17 protein-coding genes are annotated in these 16,883 nt (G+C 73.2%); 10 read left to right on the forward strand and 7 right to left on the reverse strand.

Annotated elements, in window-relative coordinates; all coding sequences use genetic code 11:
• Positions 1-3 precede the first annotated feature (3 nt).
• From G4Z16_RS26550 to lgt, 10 genes are all read left to right on the forward strand, one after another.
• Entirely contained in the window at positions 4-1,575 is a 1,572-nt protein-coding gene (locus tag G4Z16_RS26550) for an anthranilate synthase component I (RefSeq protein WP_197353158.1), read from the forward strand.
• Positions 1,572-2,420 (forward strand): TIGR02234 family membrane protein, encoded by an 849-nt coding sequence (locus G4Z16_RS26555; protein WP_425508122.1) that lies wholly within the window; start codon positions 1,572-1,574, stop codon positions 2,418-2,420. The genes G4Z16_RS26550 and G4Z16_RS26555 overlap by 4 nt, the downstream gene beginning before the upstream one ends.
• Before the next feature lie 167 nt (positions 2,421-2,587).
• On the forward strand, positions 2,588-2,830 hold the full coding sequence (locus G4Z16_RS32760; RefSeq protein ID WP_246531082.1) for an HGxxPAAW family protein: 243 nt from the start codon (positions 2,588-2,590) through the stop codon (positions 2,828-2,830).
• On the forward strand, positions 2,827-3,264 hold the full coding sequence (locus G4Z16_RS32765; protein WP_246531376.1) for a DUF2752 domain-containing protein: 438 nt from the start codon (positions 2,827-2,829) through the stop codon (positions 3,262-3,264). Before G4Z16_RS32760 ends, G4Z16_RS32765 begins: the two co-directional genes overlap by 4 nt.
• 181 nt (positions 3,265-3,445) lie before the next feature.
• Positions 3,446-4,261: an indole-3-glycerol phosphate synthase TrpC gene (trpC, locus tag G4Z16_RS26565; RefSeq protein WP_028435667.1), complete on the forward strand. Its 816-nt coding sequence runs from the start codon at positions 3,446-3,448 to the stop codon at positions 4,259-4,261.
• 7 nt (positions 4,262-4,268) lie between these two features.
• A complete protein-coding gene (gene trpM, locus G4Z16_RS32770) occupies positions 4,269-4,508 on the forward strand; it encodes a tryptophan biosynthesis modulator TrpM (RefSeq protein ID WP_246531083.1) in 240 nt (79 codons plus the stop codon).
• A gap of 47 nt (positions 4,509-4,555) precedes the next feature.
• A complete protein-coding gene (gene trpB, locus G4Z16_RS26570; protein ID WP_197353160.1) occupies positions 4,556-5,791 on the forward strand; it encodes a tryptophan synthase subunit beta in 1,236 nt (411 codons plus the stop codon).
• Entirely contained in the window at positions 5,788-6,657 is an 870-nt protein-coding gene (trpA, locus tag G4Z16_RS26575) for a tryptophan synthase subunit alpha (protein WP_197353161.1), read from the forward strand. Before trpB ends, trpA begins: the two co-directional genes overlap by 4 nt.
• A gap of 126 nt (positions 6,658-6,783) precedes the next feature.
• Positions 6,784-7,509 (forward strand): DsbA family protein, encoded by a 726-nt coding sequence (locus G4Z16_RS26580; protein WP_246531084.1) that lies wholly within the window; start codon positions 6,784-6,786, stop codon positions 7,507-7,509.
• A 202-nt stretch (positions 7,510-7,711) separates the two neighbouring features.
• Complete coding sequence (gene lgt, locus G4Z16_RS26585; RefSeq protein WP_197353162.1) at positions 7,712-8,695, forward strand: prolipoprotein diacylglyceryl transferase; 984 nt, start codon at positions 7,712-7,714, stop codon at positions 8,693-8,695.
• A 75-nt stretch (positions 8,696-8,770) separates the two neighbouring features.
• On the opposite strand, the gene G4Z16_RS26590 is transcribed toward lgt, so the two are convergent.
• The 7 genes from G4Z16_RS26590 to G4Z16_RS26620 all read right to left on the reverse strand — a co-directional run bounded on the left by G4Z16_RS26590 (position 8,771) and on the right by G4Z16_RS26620 (position 16,786).
• Positions 8,771-9,673 (reverse strand): HpcH/HpaI aldolase/citrate lyase family protein, encoded by a 903-nt coding sequence (locus tag G4Z16_RS26590; RefSeq protein ID WP_197354932.1) that lies wholly within the window; start codon positions 9,671-9,673, stop codon positions 8,771-8,773.
• Positions 9,674-9,684: 11 nt separating this feature from the next.
• On the reverse strand, positions 9,685-10,926 hold the full coding sequence (locus G4Z16_RS26595) for a CaiB/BaiF CoA transferase family protein (protein ID WP_197353163.1): 1,242 nt from the start codon (positions 10,924-10,926) through the stop codon (positions 9,685-9,687).
• Positions 10,923-11,807 carry a ribokinase gene (locus tag G4Z16_RS26600; protein WP_197354933.1) on the reverse strand — a complete coding sequence of 295 codons (885 nt, stop codon included), beginning with the start codon at positions 11,805-11,807 and terminating at the stop codon, positions 10,923-10,925. The genes G4Z16_RS26595 and G4Z16_RS26600 overlap by 4 nt, the downstream gene beginning before the upstream one ends.
• Positions 11,808-11,872: 65 nt before the next feature.
• Positions 11,873-13,303 carry an ADP-ribosylglycohydrolase family protein gene (locus tag G4Z16_RS26605; RefSeq protein WP_197353164.1) on the reverse strand — a complete coding sequence of 477 codons (1,431 nt, stop codon included), beginning with the start codon at positions 13,301-13,303 and terminating at the stop codon, positions 11,873-11,875.
• Positions 13,303-14,529: an ADP-ribosylglycohydrolase family protein gene (locus G4Z16_RS26610; RefSeq protein WP_197353165.1), complete on the reverse strand. Its 1,227-nt coding sequence runs from the start codon at positions 14,527-14,529 to the stop codon at positions 13,303-13,305. Before G4Z16_RS26610 ends, G4Z16_RS26605 begins: the two co-directional genes overlap by 1 nt.
• Entirely contained in the window at positions 14,526-15,791 is a 1,266-nt protein-coding gene (locus G4Z16_RS26615) for an ADP-ribosylglycohydrolase family protein (RefSeq protein ID WP_197353166.1), read from the reverse strand. Before G4Z16_RS26615 ends, G4Z16_RS26610 begins: the two co-directional genes overlap by 4 nt.
• Positions 15,788-16,786, reverse strand: coding sequence for an ADP-ribosylglycohydrolase family protein (locus G4Z16_RS26620; RefSeq protein WP_246531377.1), 999 nt, complete (start codon positions 16,784-16,786; stop codon positions 15,788-15,790). Before G4Z16_RS26620 ends, G4Z16_RS26615 begins: the two co-directional genes overlap by 4 nt.
• Positions 16,787-16,883 lie beyond the last annotated feature (97 nt).

The following is a 16,883-nucleotide window of genomic DNA, read 5'->3' on the forward strand; positions in this document are numbered from 1 at the left end:
ATCATGACGACTCCGGACCTCGAGACATTCCGCACGCTCGCCAAGGACCGCCGTGTCATCCCGGTGACGCGTCGCCTGCTCGTCGACGGCGACACCCCCATCGCGCTCTACCGCAAGCTCACCGGCGAGCGGCCCGGCACGTTCCTGCTGGAGTCGGCCCCTGGGGGTACCTCCCACGCCGGAGGCGTAGGGGGAGGCCCAACTTGGTCCCGTTACTCCTTCATCGGCGTACGCAGCGCCGCGACCCTCACGGTGCGTGACGGATCGGCGCACTGGCTGGGCACGCCGCCCGTCGGGCTGCCCGACAGCGGCGACCCGCTGCGGGCCCTGCGCGAGACGGTCGAGGCCCTGCACACCCCCCGCGACCTCCACGAGGACTCGGATCTGCCGCCGTTCACCGGCGGCATGGTCGGCTACCTCGGATACGACATCGTGCGGCGGCTGGAGAAGGTCGGCGACAGCGAGAGCACGGCCGACGATCTGGCCCTGCCCGAGCTGACCATGCTGCTCGCCTCGGACCTGGCCGTACTCGACCACCGAGACGGCACCGTGATGCTGATCGCCAACGCCATCAACCACAACGACCTGGACACCGGCGTCGACGAGGCGTACGAGGACGCGGTCTCCCGGCTGGAGACGATGGCCGCGGACCTGGCGCAGCCGGCACCCGCGGCCCCCGTGGTCCTGCCGCCCTCACGGCTCCCGGAGTTCACCGCACGGTCGGGCGGCGAGACGTACCAGGCGTGGGTCGAGGACATCAAGGAACGTATCCGCGCGGGCGAGGCCTTCCAGGTCGTCCCGTCGCAGCGGTTCGAGACCGGCTGCACCGCGAGCGCCCTCGACGTCTACCGGGTGCTGCGCGCGACCAACCCCAGCCCGTACATGTACCTGTTCCGCTTCGCGGACACGGCCGCAGGCGGGAGCGGCGGCTTCGACGTGGTGGGGTCGAGCCCCGAAGCGCTCGTGAAGGTCGAGGACGGGCGGGCGATGATGCACCCCATCGCCGGCACGCGTCCCCGCGGCCACACCCCGCAGGAGGACACCGCCCTCGCGGAGGAACTGCTGGAGGACCCCAAGGAGCGCGCCGAGCACCTCATGCTCGTCGACCTCGGCCGCAACGACCTGGGGAAGGTGTGCGAGCCGGGCAGCGTCGAGGTCGTCGACTTCATGTCCATCGAGCGCTACAGCCACGTCATGCACATCGTCTCCACCGTGACCGGCCGGCTCGCCCAGGACCGCGCCGCCTTCGACGCGCTCACCGCCTGCTTCCCCGCCGGGACGCTCTCCGGGGCGCCCAAGCCCCGTGCGCTGCAGATCATCGAGGAGCTGGAGCCGACCCGCCGCGGTGTCTACGGCGGCTGCGTCGGCTATCTCGACTTCGCCGGGGACGCCGACATGGCCATCGCGATCCGCACCGCGCTGCTGCGGGACGGAACCGCATACGTGCAGGCCGGCGCGGGTGTCGTCGCCGACTCCGATCCCGTTGCCGAGGACACCGAGTGCCGGAACAAGGCGGCCGCGGTCCTCAGGGCGGTGGCCTCGGCCGAGAGGCTCGGCGGTAGCGTGGACGGGTGACTTCCGTACCGCACCCCCGCTCCTCGGACGGCGCACCGGGCCATGAAAGCCGCGCGGAACACGCAGCACCGACAGCGTCCGGCAGCGCCGAACCGGCCGCCGCCTCCCCTTCCGTCTCCTCCTCCATCTCCGCCTTCCCCGCCGCCGTGGCCCACTCGGACTTCGCACGCCGTGCCCTCGCGCTGGCGCTGCTGTGCGGGGCGGCAGGTGCCGCTCTCGCGCTCCTCGCCAGTGGACAGGTGTGGAGTCACGCCACGGCGTCCTTCGCGCAGGGCGAGCTGCCCGTGAAGGCCAAGGGCGGCGACGTCACCGGTCTTCCCAGCGCCCTCGCCCTCGTCGGACTCGCCGCTCTCGTCGCGGTGTTCGCGGTCAGGCGCGCCGCCCGCATCCTCGTCGCCGCACTGCTGACGCTGTGCGGCGCGGGTACTGGCGCCGCCGCACTCCTCGGCGCCGCCGACAGCGGCGCCCTGGAGGAGAAGGCGGCCAGGGCGAGCGGGCTCGCCCACGCCGGGATCGAGACGGTGCACGTCAGCGCCTGGCCGTACGTGTCCGCCGCGGGCGGCGTGCTGCTGGTGGTGGCGGGCGTGTTCGCGCTGCGGTACGGACCGGCGTGGCCCTCCATGTCGGGAAGCGCCCGCTACGAACGGACCGGGCGCACCCCCCGCCGCCCTCGCGGTACGGCTCCGGAACCGGTGGACCCCGACCGTCCCGAGGACCTGTGGAAGGCACTCGACCGCGGCGAGGACCCCACGGGCGGCACCGCCTCCCCGGCGCCGCGGGAAGCAGCGCCCCCGAAGGGAACGAGCCCTGCTCGCGCCGACGGCGCGGAGGGCGCCGGCGCCTGAGCCCCCCGCGCCTTGTACGGGGGTCGGACCCTTCCCGGCGGCGGGCCCCCGCAGTCCCACGGCCCTCGGTGCACCCCTGGCTCGCCGCCTCCGCGAGGCAGGGGGAAGAATGGGCGGCGAGCGGGCCGGGTGGCCCAGTCGGTTGGAACTACGAGGAGAGCACACACATGGCGGGCAACAGCCACGGCCACACCCTGGCCGCCTGGACGGGCGTGACGATCAGCACCATCGGCTTCTGCATCTCCGGCATCTTCACGGTGCTGGCCCAGCCGGTCGGATTCGTGGCCGGCCTTGTGGTGGTCGCCGCCGGGGGCGTCGTCGGCCTGCTGATGAAGGCCGCCGGCCTCGGGCAGCCCAAGGAGGCCGCCCGCTCCGGAGCCCCGGCGCGGCCCCAGGAGCAGTCGTCCTGAGCGGGCACGAGCCCGTACCCGCGGGACGACGGCCGGCCGTGCCGCTGTCCCGCCTCGCCGCGCCGTCCGGCACTCTCGTTGCCGTCGGCGCGGCCTTCGCGTACGTGGGGGCGGTGGACCCGGGCGAGCCCGGGCACTACCCGGTCTGTCCGCTGCTGCACTTCACCGGCATCTACTGCCCCGGCTGCGGCGGTCTGCGCAGCGCGCACGCCGTCGCGCACGGCGACCTCGCCACCGCGCTCGGGATGAACGCCCTCGCTGTGGCCGGGTTCGCCGCCTTCGCGGTCTTCATGGTCTTCTGGGTGGTGCGGGTGCTGCGCTCCCGGCCGGTGACGGTGCCGCTGCGCACCTCGCACTGGTGGGCACTGGGCGCTCTCGCGCTGGCCTTCACCGTCGTACGGAACCTGCCGTTGGGAGCAGCGCTCGCCCCGTGAGTCCGCCTCGCAGACGCGGGCCGTGCTGCGGCACTTGAGGGCCGCTTTGTCCGGAATATGGAATTCGAGCCAGGCGGATGCGAGTCCTCCGGCTCCCGCCCGATAGCATCGCAGTGCCCGATCTGACCAGTACCCGGCCCGTCTCGCGGAGGCCCGTACCCGACCCGAAGGAGGCCGCTCGGTGAGTGTGCTCGACGAGATCATCGAAGGCGTGCGTGAGGACCTTGCCGAGCGGCAGGCGCGCGTCAGCCTCGACGAGCTCAAGGAGCGTGCCGCCGCGGGCCCTCCCGCCAAGGACGGTGTCGCGGCCCTGAAGGGCGAGGGCGTCAGGGTCATCTGCGAGGTCAAGCGCTCCAGCCCGTCCAAGGGCGCGCTGGCCGCGATCGCGGACCCGGCGGCACTGGCGGTCGACTACGAGACGGGCGGCGCCTCGCTGATCTCCGTCCTCACCGAGAAGCGGCGCTTCGGCGGTTCGCTCGCGGACCTCGAGGCCGTACGGGCCAAGGTCGACATCCCTGTGCTGCGCAAGGACTTCATCTTCTCCTCGTACCAGCTGTGGGAGGCGCGGGCGCACGGCGCCGACGTGGTCCTGCTGATCGTCGCGGCACTGGAGCAGGAGGCGCTCGTCTCCCTCGTCGAGCGTGCCGAGTCGATCGGGCTGACTCCGCTGGTCGAGGCGCACGACGAGGACGAGGCCCAGCGCGCCCTGGACGCCGGGGCGCGGATCATCGGGATCAATGCGCGTAATCTCAAGACGCTCGAGGTCGACCGGGGCAACTTCGCCCGTATCGCCCCCGAGATCCCCGGGCACATCGTCAAGGTCGCAGAGTCCGGTGTGCGCGGGCCCCACGACCTCATCGCATACGCCAACGACGGCGCCGACGCGGTGCTCGTCGGCGAATCTTTGGTGACCGGCAAGGACCCGAAGACGGCCGTGGCCGACCTCGTCGCCGCCGGAGCCCACCCCGCGCTGCGGCACGGGCACGGGAGGGGCTGACCTCCGCATGACTCCCAGCACGACCGTCCCCTCGCCCTCCGGGCTGGGGAGACCCGAACCTTGTGAACGGCGCCGCCAGGCGCGCGGCCCGTACGCGGCGCTGGCGCGCGGCTGCCGGCCGCGCGGATGCCGGGCGCCCGCGCGACGCGTGCACGGACGGCGGGTGCGTTACCACATCGGCTGTGAGCCGGGCCAGATCAACGGCCGCCGATGGCGTGCGGGTGCGGCAGCGCCCGCACACCGGTGACTCACCCGTACTTCCGCAGATCTGCACTTTCACGAGGAGCACGTCGGATGTCCGACTACTTTGTCCCCGACCCCGAGGGCCGGGTCCCCGATCCCGGAGGCTACTTCGGCGCCTTCGGCGGCAAGTTCATTCCCGAGGCACTCGTCGCCGCCGTCGACGAGGTCGCCGTCGAGTACGAGAAGGCGAAGGCCGACCCGGCTTTCATCGCCGAACTCGAAGACTTGATGGTCAACTACACCGGCCGTCCCAGCCCGCTGACCGAGGTGTCGCGATTCGCCGAACAGGCGGGCGGCGCCCGGGTCTTCCTCAAGCGGGAAGACCTCAACCACACCGGCTCACACAAGATCAACAATGTGCTGGGCCAGGCCCTGCTGACCAAGCGCATGGGCAAGAGCCGCGTCATCGCCGAGACCGGCGCCGGGCAGCACGGCGTTGCCACGGCCACCGCCTGCGCGCTCTTCGGTCTCGAATGCACCGTCTACATGGGCGAGATCGACACGCAGCGCCAGGCGCTGAACGTGGCCCGGATGCGGATGCTGGGCGCCGAGGTCGTGCCCGTCGCCTCCGGGAGCCGCACCCTCAAGGACGCCATCAACGAGGCGTTCCGCGACTGGGTCGCCAACGTCGACCGCACCCACTACCTCTTCGGCACGGTCGCGGGCCCCCACCCCTTCCCGCAGCTCGTGCGGGACTTCCACCGGGTCATCGGCGTGGAGGCGCGCCGTCAGATCCTGGAGCGGGCCGGGCGGCTGCCGGACGCCGTCGCCGCATGCGTCGGCGGCGGTTCCAACGCCATCGGCCTCTTCCACGCGTTCCTGAACGACGAGGACGTCCGGCTGGTCGGCCTCGAAGCGGCGGGGCACGGCGTGGAGTCCGGGGAGCACGCCGCGACGCTGTCGGTCGGCGAGCCCGGCATCCTGCACGGCTCGCGCAGCTTCGTACTGCAGGACGACGAGGGGCAGATCACCGAGCCGTACTCGATCTCGGCGGGCCTGGACTACCCGGGAATCGGCCCGGAGCACGCCTATCTGAAGCAGTCGGGACGCGGGGACTACCGGCCCGTGACCGACGACGAGGCGATGCGTGCCCTGCGGCTGCTGTCCGAGACGGAGGGCATCATCCCGGCGATCGAGAGCGCGCACGCGCTCGCCGGTGCGCTGGAGTTGGGCAGGGAACTCGGCCCCGACGGGCTGATCCTGGTGAATCTCTCCGGGCGCGGCGACAAGGACATGGACACCGCCGCCCGCTACTTCGGCCTGTACGACGAGGGGGCGGACCAGTGAGCGCTGAGGCAACCGGAGCGAAGAGCGGCGCGGGCACCGCGGCGACCGGCCGCATCGAGCTGTTGGACAGCGTCCTGGCGGGGGCGCGGGCGGAGAACCGCGCCGCCCTCGTCGGCTATCTCCCCGCCGGGTTCCCGACCGTCGACGGCGGGATCGAGGCGTGCGTCGCGCTGCTGGAGAGCGGCTGCGACATCGTCGAGGTCGGGCTTCCGCACAGCGACCCCGTGCTCGACGGCCCCGTCATCCAGACCGCCGACGACATCGCTCTGCGCGGCGGTGTCCGCATCGCCGACGTCGTACGCACCGTGCGCGACGCGCACGCCGCCACCGGCAAGCCGGTCCTGTGCATGACGTACTGGAATCCCGTGGACCGCTACGGCGTGGACCGCTTCGCCGCCGAACTGGCCGCTGCCGGAGGCGCCGGCTGCATCCTGCCCGACCTGCCGGTGGAGGAGTCCGAGGGCTGGCGCAAGGCCGCCGAACAGCACGGCCTCGCAACGGTGTTCGTCGTCGCTCCCAGCAGCAAGGACGAGCGCCTCGCGAAGATCACGGCGGCGGGCAGCGGCTTCGTCTACGCGGCCTCCCTGATGGGCGTCACCGGCACCCGGGAGTCCGTGGGGCGTGAGGCGCAGCAGCTCGTCGAGCGCACGCGGGCAACCACGCAGCTGCCCGTCTGCGTCGGGCTCGGCGTCTCCAACGCCACACAGGCCGAGGAGGTCGCCGCCTTCGCGGACGGCGTCATCGTCGGCTCGGCCTTCGTCAAGAAGCTGCTGGCCCACCCGGACGACCTCAAGTCCGGGCTGGAGGACGTACGGGCGCTGGCGGCCGAGCTCGCCGCGGGCGTGCGGCGCCGGCCCGCACGGTAACGAGCGCCCGGGCCCCGCCCCGCGCAGTCAGCCGCCCCGCGCCTCGCTCTTTCGGGCGAAACGCGGGGCGGTCGCGCAGGCGGTACGGGCTTCCGTTCGTTGGCTCACGGTGTGAAGAGCCAGAACATGAACGAAGGACACGAGGGGAAGCGCACCGCCACGGAGCGCATGCGGGCCGAGCAACTGCGCCGGCGGACCACGGAGAAACGGGGCAGGCAGTTCAAGGTCGCGGGCGTGGTCGTCGCGGTGCTGGCCGTCGGTGCCGGAGTAGGTGCCCTGGTCGCCCAGCAGACCTCCGGGAACGGGTCCGCCGACGCCAAGCCGATCGCCGTGGGCAAGCCGGGCGCACCCGCGAAGCTCACCGTCTACGAGGACTTCCGCTGCCCGGCCTGCGGGCAGTTCGAGAAGCAGTTCAGCCCCACGATCCGGGCCCTGGAGAAGAAGGGCAAGCTGCGGACCGAGTACCACCTCGTCACGATCATCGACGACAACGTGGGCGGCAAGGGCTCGCACCGTGCGGCGAACGCGGCGGCCTGTGCGCGCGACGAGGGCACCTTCCGCCGCTTCCACGACGTGCTGTACCGCAACCAGCCTCCCGAGCAGAACGACGCCTTCAGCAGCCGTCAGCGGCTCATCGAGCTGGCGGGGAAGGCCGGTGTGAAGGGTTCGGGCTTCCGCGACTGCGTCACCGGCGGCACGCACGACGGCTGGGTGAAGAAGACCGGCGACGCCTTCAAGAAGTCGGGCCACCAGTCGACACCGACGGTGCTGCTCGACGGAGAGAACATCTACAGCAGCAGCGAGCCCCTGACTCCGGCGTCGCTGAAGCAGAAGGTCCTGGCGAAGAGCTGAGCGTCCGGCCTCCCCGAGCGTGGCCGGACCTCTGATGTGACGAAGGTCTCGTCCGGGTGAATACCCGGGCGGGGCCCCCGTTCCGGTCCGTGGAATCTGACGGTACGGCGGATCCGCGGCGTGCGCCGATCGGCCGTTATGGAGCTGTTGCACAGGGTGCATTGCCGATGGCGAGGCACGGCAGGGTAGCGTCGGCAACGCCATGGAGATCCTTGCATTCATCCCCAGCCCCTCGGCCGGCGAGATTCATCTCGGCCCGGTTCCGCTGCGCGGCTATGCGTTCTGCATCATCATCGGCGTCTTCGTCGCAGTGTGGCTCGGCGGACGCCGCTGGGTCGCGCGCGGCGGCCGTGTCGGCACGGTCGCGGACATCGCCGTGTGGGCCGTGCCGTTCGGCCTGGTCGGCGGGCGGCTCTACCACGTCATCACCGACTACCAGCTCTACTTCGGCGAGGGCCGCAACTGGGTCGACGCCTTCAAGATCTGGGACGGTGGGCTCGGCATCTGGGGCGCCGTCGCACTCGGTGCCCTCGGCGCGTGGATCGGCTGCCGCAGGCGGGGCATCCCGCTCCCGGCGTACGCGGACGCGGTGGCTCCGGGCGTCGCGCTCGCGCAGGCCATCGGCCGCTGGGGCAACTGGTTCAACCAGGAGCTGTACGGCCGGGCCACGGATCTCCCCTGGGCCGTCGAGATCGACCCGCAGCACAGGCCGGTCGACACTCCGAGCCTGACGACCTACCACCCGACATTCCTTTACGAGTCCCTGTGGTGCGTCGGCGTCGCGTTCCTGGTGATCTGGGCGGACCGCCGCTTCAAGCTCGGGCACGGCCGTGCCCTGGGCCTGTACATCGCGTCGTACACGGTCGGCCGGTTCTGGATCGAGTACCTGCGTGTCGACGACGCCCACCACATCGCCGGACTGCGGCTGAACGACTGGACCTCGATCCTCGTCTTCATCGCCGCCGTGGTCGGCATCGTGATCTCCGCGCGCACGCGCCCCGGCAGGGAGGAGATCGTCGAGCCGGAGGACTCCGGTACCGGCGGCTCCTCGTCCGGCGGCAAGAGCGCCAAGGTCGCCGCGCCCGCCGGGCCGGCTTCACCGAATGGGCCGGGGGACGACGTCGCAGGGAGCGGCGGGTCGACGTCCGCCGTGTCCACTCCGGAGAGTTCCAGCGGAGCGCCCTGACGCTCACACACTCGCGGGGCACGGCGATGGCGGCGCCCGGCGCATGACGTGCGCCTGCGCCGCCAGCCGGACTCCTCAGCTGCGGCGCCTCGCGAGGGCCAGCGTCCGCCGCGCTCCGGCCACCACCGCCGCGTCGACGAACCGCCCGTCCGCCAGCGCCAGCGCGCCGCCGTCCGTGGCCGCGGCCTTCATGACCTCCTCGGCGGCCTCGATCTCCTGACCGGTGGGCAGATACGCCCGCTCGATGGTCTCCAGCTGGCACGGATGGATCGCGGTACGCCCCAGGAAGCCCAGGCTGCGGCCCTCGGCACAGGACCGGGCGAGCCCTTCCGCGTCGGCGACGTCCGGATAGACGGACTGCGGCGGCGGAGCCAGCCCGGCAGCGCGGGCGGCGACCACGGCCCGGCTCCGCGGCCAGGCGAGCCCTGCCTCCCCGGTCACGCCGAGCACCGCGCGCAGGTCCGCCTCGCCCAGGGCGATGCCGCGCACCGCCGGGTGCGCCGTGGCGATGACGAAGGCGTTCTCGATGCCGAGAGCGGATTCGAGCAGGGCGTACAGGGGCGGAGGACCGGCCGTCCCGTCGTCGGGTGACGCTCCCTCCCGCGCCGCCGGCGCCCACTGGGCGACGCGCAGGAGGTCCCCGGGGGCGTCGACCTTCGGCAGCCGCAGCCCGGCGAGCCCCGGCAGGGTCGCGAGGGTGCGCACCTCCGCCTCGGCGAGCGACCCGTCCAGGGCGTTGACCCGGACATGGACGGGCACCGGCCCGGGACGCGGTTCGGCGAGCAGCTCGGCCGTGGCGCGCAGCGCGTAGGGCTTGCGCTCGGGCGCGACGGCGTCCTCCAGGTCGACGATCACCACATCCGCGCCCGAGGAGAGGGCCTTGCGTACGACGTCCGGGCGGTCCCCGGGCGCGTAGAGCCAGGTCAGCGGCAGATCTTCCGGTCCGGTGCCGGACGTACCGTGTGCGGCGTCCCGCAGCCGTCCGCCGTTCACAGCGCGCCGCCGTCCCGCAGCGCGGTGATCTCCTGCTCGCTCAGGCCGGCCTGGGCGAGGACCGTGTCGGTGTCTGCACCGTGCGGCCTGCCCGCCCACTTGATGGCGCCGGGTGTCCCGGAGAGCCGGAAGAGCACGTTCTGCATTCGGACGGTGCCCAGCTCCTCGTCCTCGACGGAGGTGATGGAGCCGAGAGCCTCGTACTGCTCGTCCTCCATCACGCCGCGGATGTCGTTGACGGTCGCGACTGCCGCCTCGGCCTGCTCGAACGCGGCGACGACCTCGGCGCGGTCGTGCCGCGCGATCCAGCCGCCGACCACCGCGTCGAGCTCGTCCGCGTGCGCGGCGCGGCCGGCGCCCGAGGCGAACCAGGGCTCGTCGAGGAACTCGGGGTGCCCGACGAGGCGCAGCACCCGCTCGGCGACGGACTGCGCGGAGGTCGAGACCGCCAGCCACGCGCCGTCCGCGGTGCGGTAGGTGTTGCGGGGGGCGTTGTTCGCGGACCTGTTGCCGGTGCGGGGCTGCACGTAGCCGAGCTGGTCGTACCAGATGGGCTGCGGGCCGAGCACCATCAGCATCGGTTCGATGATCGCCATGTCGATGACCTGTCCGCGCCCGGTTCTCTCCCTGCCGCGCAGGGCCGCCATCACGGCGTACGAGGTGGACAGCGCGGCGATGGAGTCGGCGAGGCCGAACGGAGGGAGCGTCGGCGGCCCGTCCGGTTCGCCGGTGATCGCAGCGAAGCCGCTCATGGCCTCGGCGAGCGTGCCGAAGCCGGGGCGGCGGGCGTACGGGCCGAACTGCCCGAAGCCGGTGACGCGTGCCAGCACCAGTCCCGGATTGACGGCCGAGAGCTCGTCCCAGCCGAGATTCCACTTCTCGAGGGTGCCGGGGCGGAAGTTCTCGATGACGACGTCGGACTGCTCCGCGAGGCGCAGCAGCACATCACGGCCGCCGGGCGTGGACAGATCGAGAGTGATGTTGCGCTTGTTGCGGCCCAGCAGCTTCCACCACAGGCCGACGCCGTCCTTGCCGGGTCCGTGGCCGCGCGACGGGTCGGGCCTGCGCGGATGCTCGATCTTGATCACGTCGGCGCCGAAGTCGCCGAGCATGGTGGCCGCGAGGGGGCCCGCGAACAGGGTGGCGAGGTCGAGGACGCGGAGTCCTTCGAGCGGGGCGGGGGCCGGGTCCCGCTCGGCGAGGGCGGCCGGCCCGGTCGGGTCGTGCACGTCGTTCATGACGGTGTCCGGCTTCCGTGGAGCGTGGCGGCGAATGCGTCGGTCTCGGTGCGGTGCGGCATGGACGCGGACGCGCCCGGGCGCTGAACGGACAGCGCGGAGGCCGCCGATGCCCACGCCAGGGCGTCGGGCATCGTCCGGCCCTCGCCGCCGGCGACGGCCAGTGCCCCCACGAAGGTGTCCCCGGCGGCCGTGGTGTCCTCGGCCTTCACGCGGGGGGCGGGTACGTGCACCGGTTCCGCGTCCCGTACGGCGTACAGCGAACCCTTCTCGCCGAGGGTGACGACGACCTCGGGCACGAGGGCGAGCAGCGCGGATGCCGCGTCGCAGGGGTCGGATTTGCCGGTGAGGACGGCGGCTTCGTGCTCGTTGGGGACCAACAGGTCGGTGACGGCGAGGAGTTCGGGGGGCAGCGGTTGTGCGGGGGCCGGGGTCAGAACGACGCGCACGCCGTGTTCGTGTGCCGCGCGCGCACCCGCCAGGACGCCGCCGAGGGGGATCTCCAGCTGGAGGAGCAGCGCGTCGGCCGCTGCGATGCGCCGCTCGTCGCCGTCGGCGAGGCCGTCGACGGTACCGTTCGCGCCGGGTACGACGACGATGGCGTTGCCTCCGTCGTCGTCCACCACGATGTGTGCGGTGCCGCTCTCGCCCTCGACGGTGCGCAGGCCGCCGGTGTCGACGCCGTCACCGGCGAGCGACGCCCGCAGGCGCACGCCGAAGTCGTCGTCCCCGACGGCGCCGATCATCGTGACCGATCCGCCCGAACGGGCCGCCGCGACGGCCTGGTTGGCGCCCTTGCCGCCGGGGACGGTGCGGAAGGCGCGGCCGGTGACGGTCTCACCGCGGCGCGGCGCGGTCGCGACGTAGGCGACGAGGTCCATGTTGGTGCTGCCCAGCACCGCGATTGCCGGGGAGGACGAGGACTTTGCGGGTGGCGTCGTGCGAGTCACGGTACGGGAGTCTCCTGTCGGTCCGGGGACGGGCGGGGGAGGGCGAGGTCGCAGGTGAGGCGGGCGAGGGTGTCGAAGCCGGTGCCGTCGAAGCCGCTCACGCTCGTGGCCAGGCGGTTCTTCAGGGGGGCGGTCCAGCGGGAGGGAAGCGCACCGGGCGATCCGGCGAGCAGTCCCGCGACGGATCCCGCGGTCGCGCCGTTGGAGTCGGTGTCCCAACCGCCGGAGACGGCACGGCAGATGGAGCCGGTGAAGTCGCCCCGTGCGTGGGTGAGCGCGGCGGCCAACAGGGCGGCGTTCGGCAGGACGTGAACCCAGTGGTGGTGTCCGTACTCCTCGTGGAGACGGTCCACGACCCACTCGAAACCGGCCGCGGTGCCTGCCGGCTCGGCGAGCGCCGTCTCGATCCCGAAGGTGACGGCCCGGGCGAGACGGGAGCGCGCCGGCACGACCCGCAGTCCCGTACGAAGACACGCCAGGACGTCCGGCGCGGTGTCGGAGGCCGCCTCGGCGATGACGGCGGCGGCGAACATCTCCCCGTACACGCCGTTGGCCGTGTGGCTCAACGTGGCGTCGCGCCAGGCCAGTTCGGCGGCGGTCGCGGGGTCGCCGGGAGATGTCCAGCCGAAGATGTCGGCGCGGATCTGCGCGCCGATCCACTCACGGAACGGGTTGTGGCGGCGGGCGGTGTCCGGGGGCACCAGGCCGTTGAGCAGATTGCGGTACGCGATGCGCTCCGCGGTGAACGTACGGCCCGCGGGCAGCTCGTCCAGCCAGAGCGAGGCGACATCGGCGGTGCCGAAACCATGACCGTGACGCTTGAGCAACAGCAGCCCCAGCAACGGGTAGTTGAGGTCGTCGTCCTCCGGCATGCCGTCGATGTTCTCCGCCAGGGAGGTGGAGGCGCTGCGCCGGTTCCAGGGCAGGCGCCGCGCCGTCTCCACGGGGAGACCGGTCTGCGTGAACCAGCCGTCCAGCGGCCAGTTGCCGGTGGCGCGGGCGATCTCGCGGATCCCGGAGAGCGGCATCTTCTCGACGGGCTTGCCCAGCAGGCAGCCCGCGGCCCGGCCCAGCCACGCCGCCTCGAGACGCTCCCGCAGGCCGGTGACGGCGTGGGCGTCCCCGGGCTGCCACGGCTGTCGCACTCCGGGCCAGTGCGGGCACGCCGCCCTGATCGCGGCGAGGTCCGTGGGCTCGTCCGCTGCCGACGGCGAGGGAAGCAGGGCCAGTTCGTCGAGGAGCCGCAGGGCCGTCTCCCGAAGCCGTCCGCCGGCCGGAGCGGTGGACGCACCGGCGCGCTCGGGTGCGGCGGTCCCGCCCGCGTCGCGCCACACGCGCTTGATCGCCGAGGCGTCGCGGCCGTCCTCGGCGGCCTGCCGCAGCTCGTGGCCCACCAGGTCCTCGGGCTGGATCCACGTCAGGCGCATCACGAGCCCGCGTTCGCCGAGCCGGCCGCCTCCGCGTCGGCCGCATCTGCGTCGGCCGCGTCGGCGCTCGCCGCGTCCGCCGCGATGGCCGTGAACGCGCGCTCGTGTGCGCGGCGGCGCTCCAAGTCGCGGCGGAAGACCTCACGGGCGACCTCGGCGAGCGCCACCGCCGGTGCGTGCAGATCGAGCCTGCTGGCGCCGGCGACCTCCGTGCTCCACTCCTCCGGCACGGCAGCCGCGCCCCGCATGGCACCGACGACCGCACCGCTCATCGTCGCGATGGAATCGCAGTCACGGCCGTAGTTGACCGAACCGAGCACCGTGCGGCGGAAGTCGCCGTCCCCGACGAGCAACATGCCCAGAGCGACGGGGAGTTCCTCGATGGAGTGCAGCCGGGAGGGGCGGCGCGCGCCGAGCGAGGGGCTGCGATATTCCGGGCCGACGGTGTCGTACGGGGCGACCGCCTCCCGCAGCGGCTTCAACGCACCCTCGAAGTCGCCGTGCCGCGCGGCCACTTCGCAAACCGCGGCGATCGCCTCCCGGGTGCCGTCCTTCGCCAGAGCCAGTGCGTCCTCGACGACGGACCGCGGCGTCGAGCCGGGTTTGCAGGCCGAGGCGACTGCCGCGGCGAACACCCCTGCCGCCTCCCTGCCGTAAGAGGACTGGTGAGCACCGGAGACGTCCAGCGCCTCAGCGTAAGCAGCCGCCGGATTACCGGCGTTGACCAGGCCCACGGGCGCCATGTACATCGCGGCACCGCAGTTGACGATGTTGCCGACGCCCGCCTCCCTCGGATCGATGTGGCCGTAGTGGAGCCGTGCGACGATCCATTTCTCCGCGAGGAAGATGCGCTGCAACGGCAGTGCCTCGGCCTCGAGTTCGGGAATCCAGCGCGGATTCCCCATCAGATCGGGCACGAGACGCTCGGCGACGTCGTAGGCGTCCAGGTGGTCGCGCACCTTCGCGTAGACCCGCACCAGGGCGTGCGTCATCAGGGTGTCGTCGGTGACGTGCCCGTCGCCCTTGTGGTACGGGGCGATCGGCCGGGCGTTGCGCCAGTCCTCGTAGAAGGGGCCGACGATGCCCTGCACCCTTCCGCCGTGCCGCTCCACGATCTGCTCGGGGCTCCACCCCTCGACCGGTCCGCCGAGCGCGTCGCCGACCGCCGCCCCCACCAGGCAGCCGGTGATGCGGTCCTCCAGCGTCGGTGTGTGCGTGGGCGTCATGCGCAGTTCATTCCTTCCACAGAAGCCCCCTCGGGCGCGGTCAGTTCGGTACGCGCCAGCAGTTCGGCGAGCTCGACCAGGTCCCTCCCGGCCAGCCGCGGCAGCGCGCAGCCGGACAGCGTGCGGCAGGCCTCCCGCCAGCTGCGGGGGATGTCCGCCGCGCCGCCGATCGCCCCGGTCAGGGCCCCCGCCAGCGCGGGAGCGGAGTCCGCCACCCGTGACAGGCATGCCGCGGCCGGCACCGCCTCCGCCACCGAGCCGCCTCCGGCGAGGGAGAGGGCGAGCGCGACGGGCACGGTCTCGGCCGCGGCGATGCCGTAGCTGTAGATGTGGTCGACGATCTCGTGCTCGAGCACCGGCACCAGAGCGAATGCGTTGCCCGCCGTGCCGGGCCGGTCGGCGGCCTCCTCCTGCGCGAGCCGTACGGCGTGCCGCGCGTTGCGGAGGAGCTCCGTACCGGAGGGCATCTGATCCAGCGCCGCCGCCACGCATGCTTCGACGTCCGCACCGCCGAGCGCCTCGGCCACAGCCGCGGCCATGGCGCGAGCGCCGTGCACGCCGTCGCCGTCCTGCGTGTAGCGGGCGTCGCACTCGGCGAGGTCCGCCGCGGCGGAAGGGTTCCCCGGGTGCACCGTTGCCAGTACGGCCGCGCGCACGCAGGCGGCGTCGTCGAAGAAGTGGGGGTTGTCGTGCCCTGTCGCGGGGGGCCGCAGCCCCGTCGCGAGGTTCCCCAGGCCGGCCCGTACGGAGATGCGGGCACGCAGCGGCAGCACCGCGGACTCCACCTCCGGGGCGCGGCCCGCCGCGGCGGCGACCTCGCCCGCCAGTTCGTTCCAGGCCAGGTCGACGGCGGCCCGCATCCGGCGGTCCCGTCCCAGATCGCTCAGCAGCGCTCCGGCGGCGGTGAGCACCGACTCGGCCGTGAACGCGGCCCATTCGGCGTCGTCGGACGGGCCCAGCCGCAGCGGTTCCGGCGGCTGGTTGAGGGCGATCGGCACCGGGAGGGTGGTCGTCGCGTTGAGTTCGGCGAAGGTGTCCAGTTCGCGGGTCAGCCGCCGCGTCCACTCCGGCATCCGGGAGGCGCGGTGCCGGGCGGCCGGCCAGCCCGCCGCGTCGCCCGCGGCGATCCCGAGGAGCAGGCCCTCGATGCGGCGGGGGCCGGCCGGGGCCCGCTCGCCGTGCGTGCCGGTGTCCGCGGGGCCCTCGGCGCCGGGCCGCCTCGCGCGTGCCCTGACGACTCTGCCGTCGCTCGCGGCGCTCATCGCTTCGGCCTGTCGCCGCCGCTGTGGCGAGGCGCCGGCCCCGGTGGCGACGGAGTGAGCAACTCCGCGATGTCCAGGACGTGATAGCCCGCCATCGACGGCAGGCAGCTTCCCCGCGCAGGCCCGATCGCTGCCGCCCACTCCTCGGGTACGGCGCCGGCCCCGCCCAGAGCCCCCGCGAGCGCGCCCGCGACGGCGGCCGTCGTATCGGCGTCACGGCCCATGTTGACGGCCGTGAGCACCGAGTCCCTGAAGTCGCCCCGGGCTACGGCGAAGGCGCCGAATGCGAGCCCGACCGCCTCGGGGGCCAGGTCCATCCACGGGTAGCCGCCGATCACGACGGCGGAGCGCACGGCGCGCTCGCGCCCCAGGCGGGTGGCGTCCCGGTCGTGGCGGACGCGCTGTGCCGTCGCGACGGCGCGCCGCAGCGAGCGCGCAGTCCACGAGTCCTCGGGGACGACGGACAGCGCTGCCGCGATCACCGCATCGGTGCTGCGCCCGACCATCGCGGCGGCCACACCGGCGGCGACGGCCTGCCCTCCGTAGATGCCCTCCCCGTCGTGGCTGACGGTGCCGTCGAGCGCGACGAGACGCGCGGCCTCGGCGGGGCGCCCGGCGGCGAAGATGCCGAACGGCGCGGCACGCATGGCCAGTCCGTCGCTCCAGGCGTGCCGGTGCTGCGCGGAGATCGGAGCGGCCAGGCCCCGGCGCAGGTTCTCCAGCGTGCCGCGCTCGCTGAACCCGGCGCCGCGGAAGGGTCCTTCGTCGAGGTTGGCGATCCAGCGGTGCCACGCGGCCTCGACGTGCGCGAGGGTCAGGTCGGAGCCGTGCTCGGCGAGCATCAGGCCCGAGAAGATGGCGTACTCCGTGTCGTCGGTGCCCGACGGCTCCTCCTCGACGAAGCCCTCGACGCGGCCCCACCGCTCCCTGATCTGCGAGGGCTTCATGTTCTCCGCCGGGGCCCCGAGCGCGTCACCCACCGCGAGCCCGAGCATCCCGCCGCGGGCCCTCTCGCGCAGGGCCGCGGCGGGCGGTGCCGCCGTCGGTGCGCCGGGCGGAGGATCCGGGGCGGGGGAGAGGAAGGAGGAGGCG

Origin of the sequence: Streptomyces bathyalis (genome assembly GCF_015910445.1) — a bacterium.
In the GTDB taxonomy this organism is placed as follows: domain Bacteria; phylum Actinomycetota; class Actinomycetes; order Streptomycetales; family Streptomycetaceae; genus Streptomyces; species Streptomyces bathyalis.

Bases quoted from the DNA above. Each gene is read 5' to 3' on its own strand.
- trpM (WP_246531083.1), top strand. From the start codon at position 4,269: ATGACTCCCAGCACGACCGTCCCCTCGCCCTCCGGGCTGGGGAGACCC.
- G4Z16_RS26600 (WP_197354933.1), bottom strand. From the start codon at position 11,807: ATGGACCTCGTCGCCTACGTCGCGACCGCGCCGCGCCGCGGTGAGACC.
- G4Z16_RS26580 (WP_246531084.1), top strand. From the start codon at position 6,784: ATGAACGAAGGACACGAGGGGAAGCGCACCGCCACGGAGCGCATGCGG.
- G4Z16_RS26550 (WP_197353158.1), top strand. From the start codon at position 4: ATGACGACTCCGGACCTCGAGACATTCCGCACGCTCGCCAAGGACCGC.
- lgt (WP_197353162.1), top strand. From the start codon at position 7,712: ATGGAGATCCTTGCATTCATCCCCAGCCCCTCGGCCGGCGAGATTCAT.
- G4Z16_RS26615 (WP_197353166.1), bottom strand. From the start codon at position 15,791: ATGAGCGCCGCGAGCGACGGCAGAGTCGTCAGGGCACGCGCGAGGCGG.
- G4Z16_RS26605 (WP_197353164.1), bottom strand. From the start codon at position 13,303: ATGCGCCTGACGTGGATCCAGCCCGAGGACCTGGTGGGCCACGAGCTG.
- trpB (WP_197353160.1), top strand. From the start codon at position 4,556: ATGTCCGACTACTTTGTCCCCGACCCCGAGGGCCGGGTCCCCGATCCC.
- G4Z16_RS26595 (WP_197353163.1), bottom strand. From the start codon at position 10,926: ATGAACGACGTGCACGACCCGACCGGGCCGGCCGCCCTCGCCGAGCGG.
- G4Z16_RS32760 (WP_246531082.1), top strand. From the start codon at position 2,588: ATGGCGGGCAACAGCCACGGCCACACCCTGGCCGCCTGGACGGGCGTG.
- G4Z16_RS26620 (WP_246531377.1), bottom strand. From the start codon at position 16,786: ATGCTCGGGCTCGCGGTGGGTGACGCGCTCGGGGCCCCGGCGGAGAAC.
- G4Z16_RS26610 (WP_197353165.1), bottom strand. From the start codon at position 14,529: ATGACGCCCACGCACACACCGACGCTGGAGGACCGCATCACCGGCTGC.